At 64.6% G+C, this 16,940-nt stretch carries 16 protein-coding genes; 6 read left to right on the top strand and 10 right to left on the bottom strand.

The window, feature by feature from the left end; translation table 11 throughout:
• Positions 1–164: 164 nt before the first annotated feature.
• The gene (locus AC2YJX_RS14845; protein WP_431152555.1) at positions 165–1,751 is read right to left on the bottom strand and encodes a fumarate hydratase; all 1,587 of its coding nucleotides are present in this window, start codon (positions 1,749–1,751) and stop codon (positions 165–167) included.
• Positions 1,752–1,945: 194 nt separating this feature from the next.
• Entirely contained in the window at positions 1,946–2,308 is a 363-nt protein-coding gene (locus AC2YJX_RS14840) for a hypothetical protein (RefSeq protein ID WP_487256449.1), read from the bottom strand.
• Positions 2,309–2,644: 336 nt separating this feature from the next.
• Between AC2YJX_RS14840 and fumC the strand changes: the two genes are divergently transcribed.
• Complete coding sequence (gene fumC / locus AC2YJX_RS14835) at positions 2,645–4,030, top strand: class II fumarate hydratase (protein WP_436130883.1); 1,386 nt, start codon at positions 2,645–2,647, stop codon at positions 4,028–4,030.
• 113 nt (positions 4,031–4,143) lie between these two features.
• On the opposite strand, the gene AC2YJX_RS14830 is transcribed toward fumC, so the two are convergent.
• From AC2YJX_RS14830 to AC2YJX_RS14800, 7 genes are all read right to left on the bottom strand, one after another.
• Complete coding sequence (locus tag AC2YJX_RS14830) at positions 4,144–4,917, bottom strand: Crp/Fnr family transcriptional regulator (RefSeq protein ID WP_121508750.1); 774 nt, start codon at positions 4,915–4,917, stop codon at positions 4,144–4,146.
• Between the two features lie 146 nt (positions 4,918–5,063).
• Entirely contained in the window at positions 5,064–6,239 is a 1,176-nt protein-coding gene (locus AC2YJX_RS14825) for a DNA topoisomerase IB (RefSeq protein WP_487256448.1), read from the bottom strand.
• A 212-nt stretch (positions 6,240–6,451) separates the two neighbouring features.
• Positions 6,452–7,150, bottom strand: coding sequence for a response regulator (locus AC2YJX_RS14820; protein WP_487256447.1), 699 nt, complete (start codon positions 7,148–7,150; stop codon positions 6,452–6,454).
• The gene (locus AC2YJX_RS14815) at positions 7,147–8,730 is read right to left on the bottom strand and encodes an ATP-binding protein (protein WP_487256446.1); all 1,584 of its coding nucleotides are present in this window, start codon (positions 8,728–8,730) and stop codon (positions 7,147–7,149) included. Before AC2YJX_RS14815 ends, AC2YJX_RS14820 begins: the two co-directional genes overlap by 4 nt.
• 20 nt (positions 8,731–8,750) lie before the next feature.
• Entirely contained in the window at positions 8,751–9,053 is a 303-nt protein-coding gene (locus tag AC2YJX_RS14810) for a hypothetical protein (protein WP_233573368.1), read from the bottom strand.
• 165 nt (positions 9,054–9,218) lie between these two features.
• Positions 9,219–10,079, bottom strand: coding sequence for a dioxygenase family protein (locus AC2YJX_RS14805; RefSeq protein WP_487256445.1), 861 nt, complete (start codon positions 10,077–10,079; stop codon positions 9,219–9,221).
• 203 nt (positions 10,080–10,282) lie between these two features.
• Positions 10,283–10,891 carry a TIGR00645 family protein gene (locus AC2YJX_RS14800; RefSeq protein WP_055400484.1) on the bottom strand — a complete coding sequence of 203 codons (609 nt, stop codon included), beginning with the start codon at positions 10,889–10,891 and terminating at the stop codon, positions 10,283–10,285.
• 187 nt (positions 10,892–11,078) lie between these two features.
• Between AC2YJX_RS14800 and acs the strand changes: the two genes are divergently transcribed.
• Entirely contained in the window at positions 11,079–13,073 is a 1,995-nt protein-coding gene (gene acs / locus AC2YJX_RS14795) for an acetate--CoA ligase (protein WP_487256444.1), read from the top strand.
• Positions 13,074–13,341: 268 nt separating this feature from the next.
• On the top strand, positions 13,342–13,824 hold the full coding sequence (locus AC2YJX_RS14790) for a LapA family protein (protein WP_487256443.1): 483 nt from the start codon (positions 13,342–13,344) through the stop codon (positions 13,822–13,824).
• A 156-nt stretch (positions 13,825–13,980) separates the two neighbouring features.
• On the opposite strand, the gene AC2YJX_RS14785 is transcribed toward AC2YJX_RS14790, so the two are convergent.
• The gene (locus AC2YJX_RS14785) at positions 13,981–14,286 is read right to left on the bottom strand and encodes a c-type cytochrome (protein ID WP_055400490.1); all 306 of its coding nucleotides are present in this window, start codon (positions 14,284–14,286) and stop codon (positions 13,981–13,983) included.
• Between the two features lie 113 nt (positions 14,287–14,399).
• Here AC2YJX_RS14785 and AC2YJX_RS14780 point away from each other — a divergent pair, with 113 nt between their 5' ends.
• Genes AC2YJX_RS14780 through AC2YJX_RS14770 form a run of 3 tightly spaced genes read left to right on the top strand, consistent with a single transcriptional unit; the run spans position 14,400 to position 16,938 of the window.
• The gene (locus AC2YJX_RS14780; RefSeq protein WP_055400492.1) at positions 14,400–14,642 is read left to right on the top strand and encodes a TIGR04438 family Trp-rich protein; all 243 of its coding nucleotides are present in this window, start codon (positions 14,400–14,402) and stop codon (positions 14,640–14,642) included.
• Positions 14,643–14,690: 48 nt separating this feature from the next.
• Positions 14,691–15,767 (top strand): GDP-mannose 4,6-dehydratase, encoded by a 1,077-nt coding sequence (gmd, locus tag AC2YJX_RS14775; RefSeq protein WP_487256442.1) that lies wholly within the window; start codon positions 14,691–14,693, stop codon positions 15,765–15,767.
• Between the two features lie 49 nt (positions 15,768–15,816).
• Positions 15,817–16,938, top strand: a complete 1,122-nt coding sequence (locus AC2YJX_RS14770) for a glycosyltransferase family 4 protein (RefSeq protein WP_487256441.1) — start codon at positions 15,817–15,819, stop codon at positions 16,936–16,938.
• The last annotated feature ends 2 nt before the right edge of the window (positions 16,939–16,940 follow it).

Raw genomic sequence — 16,940 nt, 5'->3', positions numbered from 1 at the left:
GAACCAAGCTCTGGCATTTGGAGGAAAGCGTGGATTGTAGGAAAGACGCAGCCTTCGTGCCGGATTGGGCGAGCCCCAAGAAAAAACCGCCCGAAGGCGGTTGGGAGAGCGGTTGCCCTGGTACCAGCGTCGAGTCTGCCGCCAGGGCGACGCCGAGTGGGGCCTCAGGCCGCGGCGACCCCGATGCCCTTGAATTCGCCCGAGGCAATGCGCTTTTGCCATTCGGCCGGGCCGGTGATGTGGGCGCTGGTGCCGCCGGCATCCACGGCCACGGTCACGGGCATGTCCACCACGTCAAATTCGTAGATGGCTTCCATGCCCAGGTCTTCAAAACCCACGACCTTGGCGGCCTTGATGGCCTTGGAGACCAGATAGGCGGCGCCGCCCACAGCCATGAGGTAGGCGCTTTGGTGCTTCTTGATGGCCTCGATGGCGACCGGGCCGCGCTCGGCCTTGCCCACCATGGCGATCAGGCCGGTCTGGGCCAGCATCATCTCGGTGAAGCCATCCATGCGCGTGGCGGTGGTGGGGCCGGCAGGGCCCACGGCCTCGCCCTTGACGGGGTCCACGGGGCCCACGTAGTAGATGACGCGGTTGGTGAAGTCCACGGGCAGCTTTTCGCCCTTGGCCAGCATGTCCTGAATGCGCTTGTGCGCAGCATCGCGGCCCGTGAGCATCTTGCCGTTGAGCAGCAGCGTGTCGCCGGGCTTCCAGCTGGCGACTTCTTCCTTGGTCAGCGTGTCGAGGTTGACCTTCTTGCTCTTGTTGTAGTCGGGCGCCCAGTTCACGTTGGGCCACAGGTCCAGGCTCGGGGGCGTAAGGTACACGGGGCCCGAGCCGTCCATTACAAAGTGCGCGTGGCGTGTGGCGGCGCAGTTCGGGATCATGGCGATGGGCTTGCTGGCCGCGTGCGTGGGGTACATCTTGATCTTGACGTCCAGCACCGTGGTCAGGCCGCCCAGGCCTTGGGCGCCAATGCCCAGCGCGTTGACCTTTTCAAACAGCTCCAGGCGCAGCTCCTCGACCTTGTCGAGCGCGGGGCCGCCGGTCTTGGCGGCTTCGGCCTTGGCCTGCAGTTCATACATGTCCAGGTCGTCCATCAGGCTTTCCTTGGCCATGAGCACGGCCTTTTCGGCCGTACCGCCAATGCCGATGCCCAGCATGCCGGGCGGGCACCAGCCAGCGCCCATGGTGGGCACGGTCTTGAGCACCCAGTCCACCACGTTGTCGCCGGGGTTGAGCATGTACATCTTGGACTTGTTCTCCGAGCCGCCGCCCTTGGCCGCCACGGTGATGTCGACGGTGTTGCCGGGCACGATCTCGGTGAAGATCACGGCAGGGGTGTTGTCCTTGGTGTTCTTGCGGGCGAACTGCGGATCGGCCACGACCGAGGCGCGCAGCGTGTTGTCGGGGTGGTTGTAGCCCCGGCGCACGCCTTCATTGATGGCGTCGTCCAGGCTGCGGGCCTTGCCATCGACGCCAGCATCGAAGCCATCCCAGCGCACGTCCATGCCCACTTTCAGGAACACGTTGACGATGCCGGTGTCCTGGCAGATGGGGCGCTGGCCGGTGGCGCTCATCTTGCTGTTGGTCAGGATCTGGGCGATCGCGTCCTTGGCTGCCGGGCTCTTCTCGCGCTCATAGGCACGGGCCAGGTGGGCGATGTAGTCGGTGGGGTGGTAGTAGCTGATGTACTGCAGCGCGGCAGCAATGGACTCGACGAGGTCGTCGTATTGGATTGTGGTGGTCATCGTGGTTCTGTCGTGAGGCGGGAACGAACGCATGCCGGGGCACGCAGCCCGCAATTATCCCACCCACCTGCTGACACGGCGCTGGCGCGGCCTTGGCGCAGACTACCTGTGGACAACGCGGCTATCGCAGTCTGGCCCGCCTCTCAAAGCTCGCTAGCCCCAACGGCAGACTGGCTGGAGGCCACGGCTTGCTTTTACGCTTCGGCACCGTCGCCGGAGTCCAGATCCAGCTCCGGGTCGTCCGCCGGGTCATCGGCCGGATACTGGTCGGCTCCCGCCCGCACATCGCCGTTTTCAGCCGTGTCGTCGTCGGTGTCCATCGACTCCAGGTGGTCGGGCAGGATGTCGCGCGACTCCAGCTGCAGTTCGGGCTCCACGCTCGCGCGTTCGCCGGTTCCGTAGCGGTCGGTGTCATTGTCGGGGTCGGTGCCATACAGCCCGGTGCTGTCGCTGCCCGAGTCGGACGCATCGCTGGGGCCCAGGCTGTCGTTGCCCTTGGCGCTGTGAAGGGGAGAAAGGTTGTCGGCATCGATGCCAAGCAGGCTGCTTTTGGCCATGGTGGTCTCCGTGGATTCGCGGCGAGGAAAGTTGCTGCACTGCCATGGTGTGCCCGCTGGCGCCCGTGCGGTGTAAGAACAAGCCGACGATTGAGCGCGAGAAGGTGTGGGGCCTTGTCAAGACCTCACAGCGGGCCGAAGCGAAGCCCCCACCGGCAGTGATGACGGCACCGCTTTTTGCGCTCTCCAGCGGGGCTTGCCACACACTGACGAGCGCATGCTTGCGCACCAGCAGTGCAGTGTATTAAATGAGAATGGTTATTTTTTGCATTATTCTGCCGGGAGCGGCCCCGTTGCCAGGTCGCACCTGTTGTTTCACTTGGAGAACCGCTGTCCATGACCACCCGCACCGAACGCGACACCTTTGGCCCCATCGAAGTCCCGGCCGACAAACTCTGGGGCGCGCAGACGCAGCGCTCGCTGCAGAACTTCGACATCTCTGGCGAGCAGCAGCCGCGCGAGATCATCAAGGCGCTGGCCCAGGTCAAGCGCGCCTCGGCCGTTGTCAACCAGGCGCTGGGCCTGCAGGACGCGAAGAAGACTGAGGCCATCGTGGTCGCTGCTGACGAGGTGATTGCTGGCAAACATCCCGGTGAGTTTCCGCTGGTGGTCTGGCAGACGGGCTCGGGCACGCAGACCAACATGAACGTCAATGAAGTGCTGGCCAACCGCGCCAGCGAACTCCTGGGTGGCGAGCGCGGCGAAGGCCGCTTGGTGCACCCCAACGACGACGTGAACCGCAGCCAGTCGAGCAACGACGTGTTCCCCACCGCCATGCACGTGGCCGCCGTGGAAGCCCTCACGCACCGCCTGCTGCCCGCCATTGCCAAGCTGCGCGCCACGCTGGCGAAGAAGGCGCAGGACTTCGACGGCATCGTCAAGATCGGCCGCACCCATCTGCAGGACGCCACCCCGCTCACGCTGGGCCAGGAGTTCTCGGGCTACGTGGCCCAGCTCGACCATGGCGAGCGCCATGTGCGCGCGGCGCTGCCCCACCTGTACGAGCTGGCGCTGGGCGGCACCGCCGTAGGTACGGGGCTGAACGCGCCCAAGGGCTATGCCGAGCAGGCTGCCGCCGAGCTGGCGCGCCTCACGGGTCTGCCCTTCGTCACCGCGCCGAACAAGTTCGAAGCCCTGGCGTCTGTGGATGCGCTGGTGCATGCCCACGGCGCGCTCAAGACCCTCGCCGCCAGCATGATGAAGATCGCCAACGACGTGCGCTGGCTCGCCAGCGGCCCGCGCAGCGGCATTGGTGAACTCAGCATCCCCGAGAACGAACCCGGCTCGTCGATCATGCCCGGCAAGGTCAACCCCACCCAGAGCGAGGCGGTGACCATGCTGGCCGCCCAGGTGTTCGGCAACGACGTGGCCATCAACTTCGGCGGCGCCTCGGGCAACTTCGAGCTCAATGTGTTCCGCCCCATGGTGGCCCACAACTTTCTGCAGAGCGTGCGCCTGCTGGCCGACGGCATGGTGAGCTTCAACGACCAGTGCGCCGTGGGTATCGAGCCCAACCGCGAGCGCATCACCGAACTGGTGGATCGCTCGCTGATGCTGGTGACCGCGCTCAACACCCACATCGGCTACGACAAGGCTGCTTTCATCGCCAAGAAGGCCCACAAGGAAGGCACCAGCCTGCGCGAAGCGGCCGTGGCCTCGGGCCATGTGACGGGCGAGCAGTTCGACCAGTGGGTGGTGCCGGGCAATATGGTGGGGCGCTGAGGGTCAGCGCGGTGTGGCGTGGGTCAAAAGTTCAAGAAAAAATGACCGCCAGCGCTTGTCCAATAAGCGCAAGGTGCTATTGTTTTTTATTGGCCGGTCGCAAGGCAGCAGGACTATTCCTGCTGCGCCAGCGCTTCGAGTTGGTCTTGCTGGTAGACGACGATGCTGCGCTGGTGGATGCCGATGATGCCCTCACGCTCCATCCACTTGAGTTCCACATTGATGCGCTGGCGTGAGCCGCCCAGCAGTTGTGCCAGCTCGTCCTGCACCAGTGCCAGCCCGATGGCCCCGCGCTGGCCGGGCACGGCCGCACGCTCGCCAAAACGTCGCAGCACGTGCAGCAGCTGCTTGGCCAGCCGCGCGCGCAGGGGCAGGGTGGCCATGTCTTCCATCATCCAGTACAGGTAGCGCATGCGGCGTGCCTGCAGCGTGAGCAGGGCCTCGCCGAACTCGGGGTGTTCGCGCAGCAACTGGCGGAACACGCCCTCGGCCACGCTCAGCACCGTGGTGGGGCCGTGGGCGTGCGCGTCGTAGGTGTTGGGCCCCCGGTGCAGCACCTCGGCCTCGCCCACCCAGATGCCGGGCTCCACATAGGCCAGCGTCACCTGCTTGCCAGACGGCGTGGTGCGCCGAAACCGGATGGCACCACTGGCACAGGCAAACCAGTCCTGCGCCAGATCACCCTGCTCCACGATCATCTGGCCGTGTGTGTAGCGCGTGATGCGGCCCAGCCGGAAGATGTCATGCCGCAGCGACGGCGTAAGCGCGGCGAACCAGCGGCCCCGGTTGATGGCTTCACGCTCCGTCTGGCTGAGGAACGGGCGTTGCAGGTGGTGGTCGGCCAGGGAATGGGCGGACTCTGGCAAGGCAATGGTGGCGGTGGGCATGGCGGCAGGCTGGAGTTGGGGGGGGCGGCCTGTGCGCGGGGCCGGGCTGAAAGACGGTGAGAAGGCGCAGCGTGCCAGTTTAGCGAGACAGCGCTCACCGCGATGGCCCTGAACGGCACTTGTGCGACACCCCAGCAGCACCATGCTTACGCTTTGGTGGTGGGGCGCGCCTTGTGCAGCTTTTGCGGCTTGCGCAGAAACGCCAGCAGTCGGCGCTCCGCCGCGCTCAAGCCCCGTGGCGATGTGGTGCCGCCAATGTGATTCCACACCGCCTGCAGGCCGGGCCCCGCGTCAGATGCCAATCGTGTGCCCAGCTCCAGCACAGCCGGGTGCACGTACGACTTCTTGCACACGGCGGGCGTGTTGCCCAGCTGGCGCGCCACCTCGGCCAGAATGGCCTTGGCGTTGTAGCGCACGTTTTTATCGGCGGCGGTGGGGGCAACTGGTTGCGTACAGGCCAGGCGCGTCAGCTCCAGCGCCTGCGTGGTGCCGTGCCAGGTGCGAAAGTCCTTGGCAGTGAAATGATCACCTTCTGAGTCTGCAGCGCCGTGCGTGATCTCGCGCAGATAGTCGTTCACGTCGCCCGAGCCTACGGTGCGCAAACTACCGTCTTCGTCCTCGTATTGAAAGAGTTCCTGCCCCGGCAGTTGTTGGCAGCGTCGCACTACGCGGGCCACGCGCGGGTCGTCCAGCTCGACCTCTTGCAACACGCCGCTCTTGCCGCGAAATCGCAGCTTGAGCTGACTGCCTTTGAGTTGCACATGCCGCGTGCGCAGCGTGGTCAGGCCATACGAGCGGTTGGTGGCGGCGTATTCCTCATTGCCCACGCGCAGGTAGGTGGTGTCCAGCAGGCGCACCAGCGTGGCCAGCACCAGCGTGCGAGTCAGAGGCTGGCCGTTGCGGTGCGCTGCAAGGTCGCGCGCCACGCGGCTGCGCAGGCGCGGGAGCACGCGGCCAAACGCCTGCATGTGTTCGAACTTGCCCTCGTCGCGCTGCGCGCGCCACTGCGGGTGGTAACGGTATTGGCGCCGTCCGCGCGCGTCCAGCCCCGTGGCCTGCAGGTGCCCGTGGGGCAGGGGGCAAATCCACACGTCGGTATAAGCCGGTGGGATAGCCAGGCGTTTGATGCGGGCGACCTCGTCCGGGTCTTGCAGCCACTGGCCATCGGGCAAACGGTAGCGGAAAGCCTTGGCACCGCTGCGCACGCGGGTAAGGCCGGGCATGGCGGGTGTGACGTACACCAGGCCTCCGGGGAGCTTCTGGGGGCGGCTGGTGGGCCGGGGTGGTGCTGGTGCGCGGGGCGATGGGGGCAGGGCGGGCATCGGGGCGAACAGGTAAAAGTGGCCAGGGTGTGGCCCCGATCACACCCGTGCCCGGGCGGAGGTGGTGTAGGTGCGCTGCGTGCGTTGGGGTGAGACAGGGGCTGAATAGGCGGCCCACCACACCACTATCTCGTGAAAAAAATGGCCCCTGCGCTTATTGGATAATCGTCAATAGCTATTAAAAATGTAGCAATCTGCCCATCGGGCGAGGCTCACTCGGCCGCCGTCGGGTCCAGCGCAAAACCCACGCCGTACACCGAACGAATCCAGTCGCTGCCATCCGCGCTGGCGGCCTTGAGTTTTTTGCGCAGATTCTTGATATGGCTGTCGATCGCGCGCTCGTTCACATCGAGGGTGTCTTCATAGGCCTGGTCCAGAAGCTGCGCGCGCGAGAAGATGCGCCCCTGCTGGCGTGCCAGCACTTGCAGCAGGCGGAACTCGCGCCGCGTCAGACCCAGCGGCGTGCCGTGCAACGTGGCCTGCCAATGCGATTCGTCCAGCATCAGCGCTGCCACCGTGGTGGTGGCTGCCGGTGGCTCCTGCGCGGCGGCGGTGCGGCGCAGCACGGCCTTGACGCGGGCCACCACCTCGCGCGGCGAAAACGGCTTGCAGATGTAGTCGTCTGCGCCCAGCTCCAGGCCGATGAGGCGGTCTACCTCTTCGACGCGGGCGGTCAGCATGATGATGGGGTGCTGGGTGTGGCGGCGCGCCTGGCGCAGGATTTCAAGCCCATCCATGCCGGGCAGCATGATGTCCAGCAGCGTGAGGTCCGGCGGCGCGGCCAGCATGCTGGCGAGCGCCGCGCGGCCCTCGGCCTGGTGTTCCACGGTGTAGCCCGCGTGGCGCAGGTAGTCCACCACGATGGCGGCGATGTCGGGTTCGTCTTCGATGACGAGGATGCGGTGGCTCATGAGGGGTTGTCCAGCAGTGGCAGTTGCAGCGTGATGCGCAGGCCGCCCAGGGGTGAGGTGTCGGCCGTCAGCGTGCCGCCGTGCGCGAGCACGATGGCGCGGCAGATCGCCAGGCCCAGGCCCGAGCCGCCATGGTCGCGGTTGCGCGAGGTTTCCGCGCGGTACAGGCGGTCAAAGATGCGTGGCAGCTCGTGCGCGGGCACGCCGGGCGCGCTGTCGTCCAGCTGCACCTGCAGTTGGGCGGCTCCATCGGCCGGTGGCAACAGGCGTGCCGAGAGGCGCAGCAGGCCGCCCGCATCGGTGTAGCGCAGGCTGTTTTCCAGCAGGTTCAAGAACACCTGGTGCAGTTGCTGCGCATCGCCCCGCACCAGGGGTGCAGGCTGCGCCGGAACCTGCGTGGTCAGGGTGTCCAGGCCGGTGGTGTCCACGTCGATGCCCGCCTGCGCCAAGCGCGGGCGCATGGATGCGAGCGCCTCGTTCAGCAGCGACAGCGGGTGCACGGGCACCTGGGCCGAGGGCGCACTGGTGCCCGCCGCGTCCAGGCTGGCGCGCAGGTCGCCCACCAGCTGGATCAGGCGCATCACCTGCCGGTGCAGGCGCAGCGCGGTCTTGTCGTCAAACGGGCGGATGCCGTCCTGCACGGCCTCGATTTCGGCGCGCATGGCGGCCAGGGGGGTGCGCAGCTCGTGGGCTACGTCGCCCAGCCACTGGCGGCGGCTGGCCTCGATGCTGCTCAGTTGTTCGGCCATGGTGTTGAAGGTGCGGGCCAGCTGGGCCAGTTCGTCGTTGCCGTGCACGGGCACGCGGGTGTGCAGGTGGCCCTGCGCAATGCCGCGCGCGCCGGTGGCCAGCGCCTCGACGGGGGCCAGCCAGCGCCGTGCAAGCCAGCCCGACAGCAGCAGTGCCAGTGCCAGCCCGGCCAGGCCTGTCCATGCCACAAAGCCCAGGTGTTGCGCCAGAAAGGCCTGGTCGGCTTCGCTGCGCACACCCTGCGGAGGTGCCAGCACCAGCTGGCCGATGGTCTTGCCGTCGGCTCCGGTCAGTGCCAGGCGCGCGCCACCTGGCTGGGGCGCCGTGCCAGCCACGAGGTGTTGCTGTGCGTCCACCAGACCCAGGCGGGGGAACAGGTCGTCGGGGTGGCGTTGTGGGCCACCCGCGCCGCGCTCGCCCGGGGGCGGGCCGCCATCGGGGGGCGGTGGTGGGGGCTGCCGCATGCTGCGGTCCGCTGCCGGGTTGCCGTTCGCCAGTTCGGGGGGCATGCCGGGCGAACCGCTTCGGTCGGTGGGCTGGGTGCCTTCTGCGCCTTGGGTGTTTGATCGGCGCAGGCCGCTGCCAGGGTGGCTGAGCTGGCCCCAGAGGCGGGGCTGGTTGCGCAGGGTCTCCCAACCGCCCGTCTGCGTGTGGTGGGCCTGCAGGCGCTCGGCCAGCCAGTCCATGCGGGCCAGTTCGATCTCTGCCACATACGGCCCCAGGCCCCGCTGCAAGCCCAGCCGCGAAAAGCCTGCAAAGATCAACAACAAGGCCACCAGCAGGGCTGCCAGGGCGATGAAGGCTTTGCGGTGAAGGGTTAGGTGGGGCATCGATGGGGCTGCAGGACGGTCTAGCGGGCGGGGGGCGGGCCGCCTGCACCGCCGGGGCCGCCAGGCCCACCTGCGGGCATGGCCACCAGGGTGCCACCCATTGTGCGGCATGTGCCTGCGAGCGATTTGCCGTCAGGCATGGTCAGCGTCACGCTGGCGCCTTCGGTCTTGCCCTTGCAGGCGGCATAGGCTTCGGGCGGCGGAGCGGGCGGCTCTTGCCGGCCCTGGGATTGCGCCAGCACGGGGGTGGCGGATGTAGCTGCCAGTACGGTCGCTAGGGTCATGCGGGCCAGCAAGTGGAGGCGAAGAGAGTGCAAAGTCATGGTTTTTTCCGTCGGTGTAGTGGAGAAAAGCGTTCAACGAGTGGATTCGCCGCCAGAAACCGGCGCGGCCCAGGCCTGTGCACCCGTAGAACCGGCTTTGACGGGCCATCGGGTGCGTACCCCTCCGGGGGATGGCGCCGAAGGCGACTCAAGGAGGGCTTTCAGTCAAGCCGCAATCGAGATCGTGATGCTGGCCGAGTACCCGCCGCCGCTGTTGGCCTGCATCGAGGTCATCTCCAGCGTGGTGCCATCGCTGAAGACGTTGTCGGTGGCAAAGGTGATGGAAGCCAGGTTGCGCACGCTGGCGCTGTAGCCGGAATTGGCGCTGTAGATGCTGCTGAGCAGTTCGGTGGGGAAGGCCAGCTGCGTGGTCTTGACCTTGTTGCGCGCATTGTTGGCCGACGCGAGCGTGGGGTAGATCTCCAGGTGCATGTGCGGCATGCGGCCCGCATAACAGCCGGGCACGATGGTGGTGAAGGTCACGGTGCCGCTGGCATCCGTGGCCTGCACGCCGCGCAGGTAGTTGTCGGCAATGTTGTTCGAGCTGTAGACCGAGTAGTTGCCGTCCTGCGTGCAGTGCCACAGGTAGATGGCGTAGCCTGATAGCGCTGCGCAACTGGCGCTCGTGTTCGTCAGCGTGATGGTGATCGTCAGCGGCACGCCGCTGACCTGCGTGGACGAGCCGATGGAGCTGCGGATGTCCGATCGCACGATGCCGCTGAGCGTCAGCACGTTGTAGGTGTTGTTGCTGGCCGTGGAGCCATCGGCGGGGTAGGGGCCTGCGGTTTCTTCGGGGACAACCGAGCAGGTGGTTGTGGTGCCTGTACCCGTGCCTGTCCCCGTTCCGGTGCCTGTACCTGTGGTGTCGGTCGTGTCCGTATTTTCGGTGTCTCCGCCCCCGCAGCCGAACAGGGTGGCCACGCCCAGGGAACCCAGGGCGTTCAGGGCAAAACGGCGGTTGGTCGGTGCCTGCGTGGCGGTGGCGAGGGGGGCGACAATGGCTGGGGCGGCGGTGCTGCGGTCCATGGATTTCTCCTGCAAGTGGGTATGGCCTGCACTGTGCCGCCCGATTGGGGAGAAATTTGGGAGCAGATATCGACCTAAATTGCTACTTTTTTTGTAGCTGTAAATCAATACCAGTTAAGCGTCAGCACTATTTTCAACTCGAAAATAAGCAAAGAGGCCGCAATGGGCGGCCTCTTTCGGGTGCAGAGGGGGGAGGGCGGCCGTCAGTGGCGCGCGGGCGGTGTGGAATGCGCCATCAGGCGGTCTGTCAGGGCAATGGCCAACGCGCTGAGCAGGAACACCACATGAATGATGGTCTGCCACATCAGCACCTTGATGTCGTAGTTGGCGGCGTTGATGAAGGTCTTGAGCAGGTGGATCGAGCTGATGCCGATGATGGCGGTGGCCAGCTTGACCTTGAGTACCGAGGCGTTCACATGGCTCAGCCACTCGGGCTGGTCGGGGTGGTCTTCCAGGTGCAGGCGCGAGACGAAGGTTTCATAGCCCCCCACGATCACCATGATCAGCAGGTTCGAGATCATCACCACGTCGATCAGCGCCAGCACCACCAGCATGATGATGGTTTCGTTGAGCGAGGTCACCTCGAAGTCGCTCTTGTAGCCAATGCTGGAGACTAGGCTCTTGAGCGCGGTGGTGTTGCCAAAAGCGGCCTCGATCAGATGCACCAGCTCCACCCAGAAGTGGAAAACGTACACCGCCTGGGCCAGGATGAGGCCCAGGTACAGGGGCAGCTGCAGCCACCGGCTGGCAAAAATCAGCGAGGGCAGGGGACGCATGGGCGCCGGGGGGACGGGTTTTTTGGGGAGGGACATGAAATGAAGGGTGGATCTTGGGTCGCGCGATTTTAGGGGTGCCGCGTGACACCCCTCATCCGCAAGCGCTCTTCCGCCTGGTTGCAGGTGGCCTATTCTGTAAGCTTCGTGCCAGTCAGTGGCTTGTAAGTGCCACGGCCGACAGTACCGCCCAATTCCAATTCCATCAGACCCAGGAGACAACACCATGAGTGCGCCCACATCCGCCATCGAGTCCGTATTGGTTGAGAACCGCGTGTTCCCGCCCTCCGATGCGATCGTCAAAGCCGCCCGCGTGTCAGGCATGGCGGGCTACGATGCGCTGTGTGCCGAAGCCGAGAAGGACTTCGAAGGCTTCTGGGCGCGCCTGGCGCGCGAGAACGTGCAGTGGTCCAAGCCGTTCACGCGCACGCTGGATGAATCCAACGCACCGTTTTACCAGTGGTTTGCCGACGGCGAACTCAATGCCTCGGCCAACTGCCTGGACCGCCACATCGGCACGCCCACCGAGAACAAGACCGCCATCCTCTTTGAGGCCGACGATGGAACGGTCACCAAGATCACCTACAAAGAGTTGCTGGCCCGTGTGAGCCAGTTTGCCAACGCCCTGAAGGCCCATGGCGTGAGCAAGGGCGACCGGGTGCTGATCTATATGCCGATGACCATCGAAGGTGTGGTGGCGATGCAGGCCTGTGCCCGCATTGGCGCCACGCACAGCGTGGTGTTTGGCGGCTTCAGCGCCAAGGCGGTGCACGAGCGCATCATTGACGCGGGTGCCGTGGCCGTGATCACCGCCAATTACCAGATGCGGGGCGGCAAAGAGCTGCCGCTCAAAGCCATCATCGACGAAGCCCTGGCCATGGGCGGCTGCGACACCCTCCGCAATGTGTTTGTCTACCAGCGCACGGCCACGGCCTGCAACATGGTGACCGGGCGCGACAAGACCTTTGCCGAAGCATTGGCAGGACAAAGCACCGAATGCGCGCCGGTGGCCGTGGGTGCCGAGCATCCGCTGTTCATCCTCTACACCAGCGGCTCTACCGGCAAGCCCAAAGGCGTGCAGCACAGCACCGGCGGCTACCTGCTGTGGGCCAAGATGACCATGGACTGGACGTTCGATCTGCGCGCCGACGATGTGTTCTGGTGCACGGCCGACATCGGCTGGATCACGGGCCACACCTACGTCGCCTATGGCCCGCTGGCTGCAGGCGCCACGCAGATCATCTTTGAAGGCATTCCCACCTTCCCGAATGCCGGCCGCTTCTGGCAGATGATCGAGCGCCACAAGTGCACCATCTTCTACACAGCACCTACGGCCATTCGTTCGCTCATCAAGGCTGCGGAAGCTGACGAGGCGGTACACCCTGCACGCTCGGACCTGTCGAGCCTGCGCATCCTGGGCAGCGTGGGCGAGCCCATCAACCCCGAAGCCTGGATGTGGTACCACAAGAACGTGGGCGGCGAGCGTTGCCCCATCGTGGACACTTTCTGGCAGACCGAAACGGGCGGCCATGTCATCACGCCGCTGCCTGGCGCCACGCCGCTGGTGCCTGGCAGCTGCACGCTGCCCCTGCCCGGCATTACCGCTGCCATCGTGGACGAAATGGGCAACGACGTGCCCAACGGCTCGGGCGGCATCCTCGTCATCAAGCGCCCCTGGCCCAGCATGATCCGCACCATCTGGAACGACCCCGAGCGTTTCAAGAAGAGCTACTTCCCCGAAGAACTCAAGGGCTACTACCTGGCGGGGGATGGTGCGGTGCGCAGCGCCGATCGGGGCTACTTCCGCATCACTGGCCGCATCGATGACGTGCTGAACGTCTCGGGCCACCGCATGGGCACGATGGAGATCGAATCGGCCCTGGTCTCCAAGACCGACCTCGTCGCCGAGGCCGCTGTGGTGGGCCGCCCCGACGATGTGACCGGTGAAGCCATCTGCGCCTTCGTGGTGCTCAAGCGTTCCCGCCCCACGGGTGAAGAAGCCAAGCAGATTGCCAACGAACTGCGCAACTGGGTCGCCAAGGAAATCGGCCCCATCGCCAAGCCCAAGGACATCCGCTTTGGCGATAACCTGCCCAAGACCCGCAGCGGCAAGATCATGCGCCGGTTGCTGCGCAGCATCGCGAAGGGCGAGGCCATCACGCAGGACACCAGCACGTTGGAAAACCCCGCAATTCTGGATCAGTTGGCTCAGACCAACTGATCCAGAAGGCGCCGTGTAACGGCGCCAGCGCGCAGCGCTTGCGGGGTTTGGGGGCACTCATATCGCGTAGCGATGTGATGTGGCCACACAATCCCGTCGCTGGTCCTCCGCGCTTGTGGGGCGCCCTAGGGCTCCGCGCCTCCCTAGTTCTCTTTGTAGGACACCGCCTGAAATCTCCCGCCTGCGGTCGGTGACGGCCCGTGCATGCGTTACAACGGCGCATGGCGCTTGCGGATCTTCGCCTGGGCGCTGCCTACAGGAGGTTTTCATGCATCTGCGTTCCATCGTTCTTTGGGTGACGGTTTTAGCCATTGCTGCACTCGCCGCCCTCAATTGGCCCACTCTTGCTGCACGGTCCCTGGTGTCGCTCGGCATTGCGGTCTTTGAGGCTCCGCTGGGGCTCATCATGCTGGGCCTTACGGGCTTGCTGGGCATCTTTTTTATCGTCTATGTCTTGTCGCTCCAGGGTTCGGTATTGATGGAGACGCGACGTCATACCAAGGAAATGCAGGTCCAGCGCGAACTGGCGGACAAGGCGGAAGCCTCGCGTTTTACGGAGTTGCGGGCTTTTCTGGATGCTCAGCACCAGCAGGCGCACGCCACTGTGTTGGCGCGGCTGGATGAACTGGAAGCGCACCTGGCAGCGCGTGCCACTGAGTCCGACAACTCCACCGCAGCGTATGTGGGGCAGCTTGAGCACCAGCTGCGAACGCGCGGGCTGGAGGCGGTGCCGGTCGTTTCTCGGGTGTGATCAGAGGGGCTCGCAGCTTTTCGTTGCTGTGTCCTGCAATTTGCCCGCGCCCTGAAAAGCAAAACAGGTTCTAGAAACTATAAAGGCCGCGTCACAGTGCGTGGCGCGGCCTTTCACCAAGGGGCTATGCCGCCCCCGGGGTGAGTTTGAGGCGATTTACTTCTGCGTCAGCACCCACGCAGCCAGCTTCTTGGCTTCTGCATCGTTGACCTGTGCGTTGGCAGGCATCGGAACTGGACCCCACACTCCCGCGCCGCCCTTGACGATCTTGGCGGCCAGCTTGTCCACAGCATCTTTCTGACCGGAGTATTTAGCAGCCACATCCTTGTACGAAGGGCCCACCAGCTTTTTGTCCACAGCGTGGCAAGCCATGCAGTTCTTCGAGGTTGCCAAGGCCAGATCGGCCATGGCGGGTGCCGCAACCGACAGCGTCATGGCAAGGGTGATCAGGGTACGCTTCATGGTGGGAATTCCTGTGGTTGAGTTACAGTTCTTTAATGGAATTGTAGTGGCTTGGGTTGACAGGGATTTGTCCGGGGTCAACCGGGCGGTTTCGGCCTTTTCTGGAGATCGCGATGTACCTGCTGGGTCTTTCACTGTTGCTTCTGGCATTGAAGTATTTCGAGGTTGGACCCGTGGCCGCCTGGTCCTGGTGGTGGGTGCTGGCGCCCTTTGGTGCCACGGCCTTATGGTGGGCCTGGGCTGATTCCACGGGATATACGAAACGTAAAGCCATGGAAAAGATGGAGCAACGCAAGCAGGACCGGATCAACAAGAACAAGGAAGCCCTGGGCATGCGCCCGCGCAAGCCTCGTTGACTCCAAGACTCTGCAGCCGCCGGTCTTCGCTCCGATCCTGGGGCGGGTATGGCAAGGTTGTGTCACAGAAAAGAGCCCATCATCGCTGCACGTGGCAAGACGGCCATCATTACGGGTGTCACCGGGCAGGATGGCGCCTATCTGGCAGCGTTTCTGCTGAACAAGGGTTACCAGGTCATAGGCACCCATCGACGCACCAGCAGTGTGAATACCTGGCGCCTTCAGGAGCTGGGCGTGATGGGCCATCCCCATTTGCTGCTGGTTGATTTTGATCTGACGGACCCCGGCTCTGCCATAGCACTTCTGCAAAAATTCCGTCCGGACGAGTTGTACAACCTGGCGGCACAGAGCTTTGTGGGAGCGAGTTTTGACGCTCCGACCACTACGGCGCTGGTCAATGGCCAAGGGGCATTGAATCTGCTGGAAGCTGTCCGGCTGGTGGACCCCCACATACGCTACTACCAGGCCAGTTCCTCAGAGATGTTCGGTGGGGTGGGTCAAACGCCGCAGTGCGAGTCCACCCCCTTTTGTCCGCGCAGCCCTTATGCGGTGTCCAAGCTGTTTGCCCACTGGATGACCATCAACTACCGGGAAGCTTACGGCATGTATGCCGTCAGCGGCATTCTGTTCAACCATGAAAGCCCCCTTCGGGGCAGTGAATTTGTGACACGCAAGATATCGAATGCGGTGGCCCGCATGGCCCATGGCGAAAGGGGGGTGCTCGAATTGGGCAACCTGGATGCGCGTCGCGACTGGGGTTTTGCGGCCGAGTACGTCGAAGGAATGTGGCAGATGATGCAGGCAGATAGGCCTGGTACCTACGTGCTGGCAACCGGCCGCCAGCAGACCGTGCGCGACTTTGTGCGTATGGCGTTCTCGGTTACTGGCATATCCCTGGAGTTTGCGGGTGCCGCTGCTTCGGAAGTGGCCGTGGATGTGGGGACGGGGCGCGTTGTGGCGAGCGTGGATCCCAGTTTCTTTCGCCCAGCAGAGGTGGATATCCTGGTGGGCGACGCCTCCCGGGCCCGGGCCGAACTGGGTTGGGAGGCGCGCACCTCCGTAGAGCAGATCTGTCGAATGATGGTGGAAGCAGACTTGCGGCGCACTTATCCCGGGGCCCGATGATGGTGAACCACTACTGTGCGCCCTGCTGGCTGCTGTGTGAGGTGGCCCGATGAGGGTAGCTTTTGGCGTCAGCGTGCTGGCACGTTCTGTCCAGCAGGGTGGTGTGGATGGCATTGGTACCTACACCCGGGAGCTGATGGCTGCCATGCCGCCGTCAGCGCAACTGCAGCCCTATCTGTTCGATGCTCCGGCGAGCCTCTGGCAGGGCGCGACACCTGCGATGTCCTTTGGACCTTTTGCGCGGCAGGCCCTGGCCGCCACGCTGCCGGGGGTGGATTTTGGCAGGGTGCGCCGCGCGCTCTGCGCGGGGATTGATGTCATCCATGCCACCGACCATCTGGTCCCGCGCTTGCGTGGAACGCCGGTGGTGGCGACGATTTTTGATGCGATCCCGCTCTCTCACCCCGAGTGGGTCCGATACCGGTTCAAGGGCCTGAAAAACGAATTGTGGCGGCGTACTGCGTTCTGGGCGCAGCAGGTCATCACGATTTCCAATTACTCCCGCCAGGAGATCGCTACGCACTTCCGCCTGCCCGAAGAGCGGATCACTGCCATTCCTCTGGGTGTAGGTCCGCAGTGGTTTGCTCCGGTCGATGAGTCCGTGGAAAAAGCCGTGCGGGATCGGCATGGATTGCCAGACCGCTATTTTGTGAGCGTCGGTACCCTGCAGCCGCGCAAGAACATCAGCCGCCTGCTTTTGGCCCACGCCAGCCTGCCCGAGCCTCTGCAGCGGGAGTTTCCGTTGGTGGTGGTCGGCAAACCGGGCTGGGGGTGCGAAGACGTTGTCGCCCAATTCACCGGGGGCGCGCTCAAACATGTCCGCTGGCTGCAGCACTTGCCGGATGCCGATCTTCAGGTGGTTATCAAGCGTGCAACGGCCCTGGTGTTCCCGTCGCTCCACGAGGGATTCGGACTGCCGGTTCTGGAAGCCTTTGCGGCGGGGGTGCCGGTGGTGGCGTCCAACACGACCTCCATCCCGGAGGTTGCGGGGGATGCTGCCTTGCTGATTGATCCTCTGCGCATCGACGAACTTGCGGACGCGATGCGCCGAGTTGCCGAGAACTCAGAACTGGCGGGCCAACTGGTTGCGCGCGGGCGTGATCGCGTGCGTGCTTTTACCTGGCAAGCGTGCGCAGAAAAAACCTTGCGCGTCTACGAGTCGATGGTCTGACT

This window comes from Acidovorax sp. SRI_002, from assembly GCF_057586455.1.
The sequence above is the reverse complement of the archived record's forward strand: the minus strand, read 5'-3'. Positions and strand labels throughout refer to the sequence as shown.

Coding starts and splice junctions, on each gene's coding strand:
- AC2YJX_RS14845 (WP_431152555.1), bottom strand. CDS start 1,751: ATGACCACCACAATCCAATACGACGACCTCGTCGAGTCCATTGCTGCC.
- AC2YJX_RS14840 (WP_487256449.1), bottom strand. CDS start 2,308: ATGGCCAAAAGCAGCCTGCTTGGCATCGATGCCGACAACCTTTCTCCC.
- fumC (WP_436130883.1), top strand. CDS start 2,645: ATGACCACCCGCACCGAACGCGACACCTTTGGCCCCATCGAAGTCCCG.
- AC2YJX_RS14830 (WP_121508750.1), bottom strand. CDS start 4,917: ATGCCCACCGCCACCATTGCCTTGCCAGAGTCCGCCCATTCCCTGGCC.
- AC2YJX_RS14825 (WP_487256448.1), bottom strand. CDS start 6,239: ATGCCCGCCCTGCCCCCATCGCCCCGCGCACCAGCACCACCCCGGCCC.
- AC2YJX_RS14820 (WP_487256447.1), bottom strand. CDS start 7,150: ATGAGCCACCGCATCCTCGTCATCGAAGACGAACCCGACATCGCCGCC.
- AC2YJX_RS14815 (WP_487256446.1), bottom strand. CDS start 8,730: ATGCCCCACCTAACCCTTCACCGCAAAGCCTTCATCGCCCTGGCAGCC.
- AC2YJX_RS14810 (WP_233573368.1), bottom strand. CDS start 9,053: ATGACTTTGCACTCTCTTCGCCTCCACTTGCTGGCCCGCATGACCCTA.
- AC2YJX_RS14805 (WP_487256445.1), bottom strand. CDS start 10,079: ATGGACCGCAGCACCGCCGCCCCAGCCATTGTCGCCCCCCTCGCCACC.
- AC2YJX_RS14800 (WP_055400484.1), bottom strand. CDS start 10,891: ATGTCCCTCCCCAAAAAACCCGTCCCCCCGGCGCCCATGCGTCCCCTG.
- acs (WP_487256444.1), top strand. CDS start 11,079: ATGAGTGCGCCCACATCCGCCATCGAGTCCGTATTGGTTGAGAACCGC.
- AC2YJX_RS14790 (WP_487256443.1), top strand. CDS start 13,342: ATGCATCTGCGTTCCATCGTTCTTTGGGTGACGGTTTTAGCCATTGCT.
- AC2YJX_RS14785 (WP_055400490.1), bottom strand. CDS start 14,286: ATGAAGCGTACCCTGATCACCCTTGCCATGACGCTGTCGGTTGCGGCA.
- AC2YJX_RS14780 (WP_055400492.1), top strand. CDS start 14,400: ATGTACCTGCTGGGTCTTTCACTGTTGCTTCTGGCATTGAAGTATTTC.
- gmd (WP_487256442.1), top strand. CDS start 14,691: ATGGCAAGGTTGTGTCACAGAAAAGAGCCCATCATCGCTGCACGTGGC.
- AC2YJX_RS14770 (WP_487256441.1), top strand. CDS start 15,817: ATGAGGGTAGCTTTTGGCGTCAGCGTGCTGGCACGTTCTGTCCAGCAG.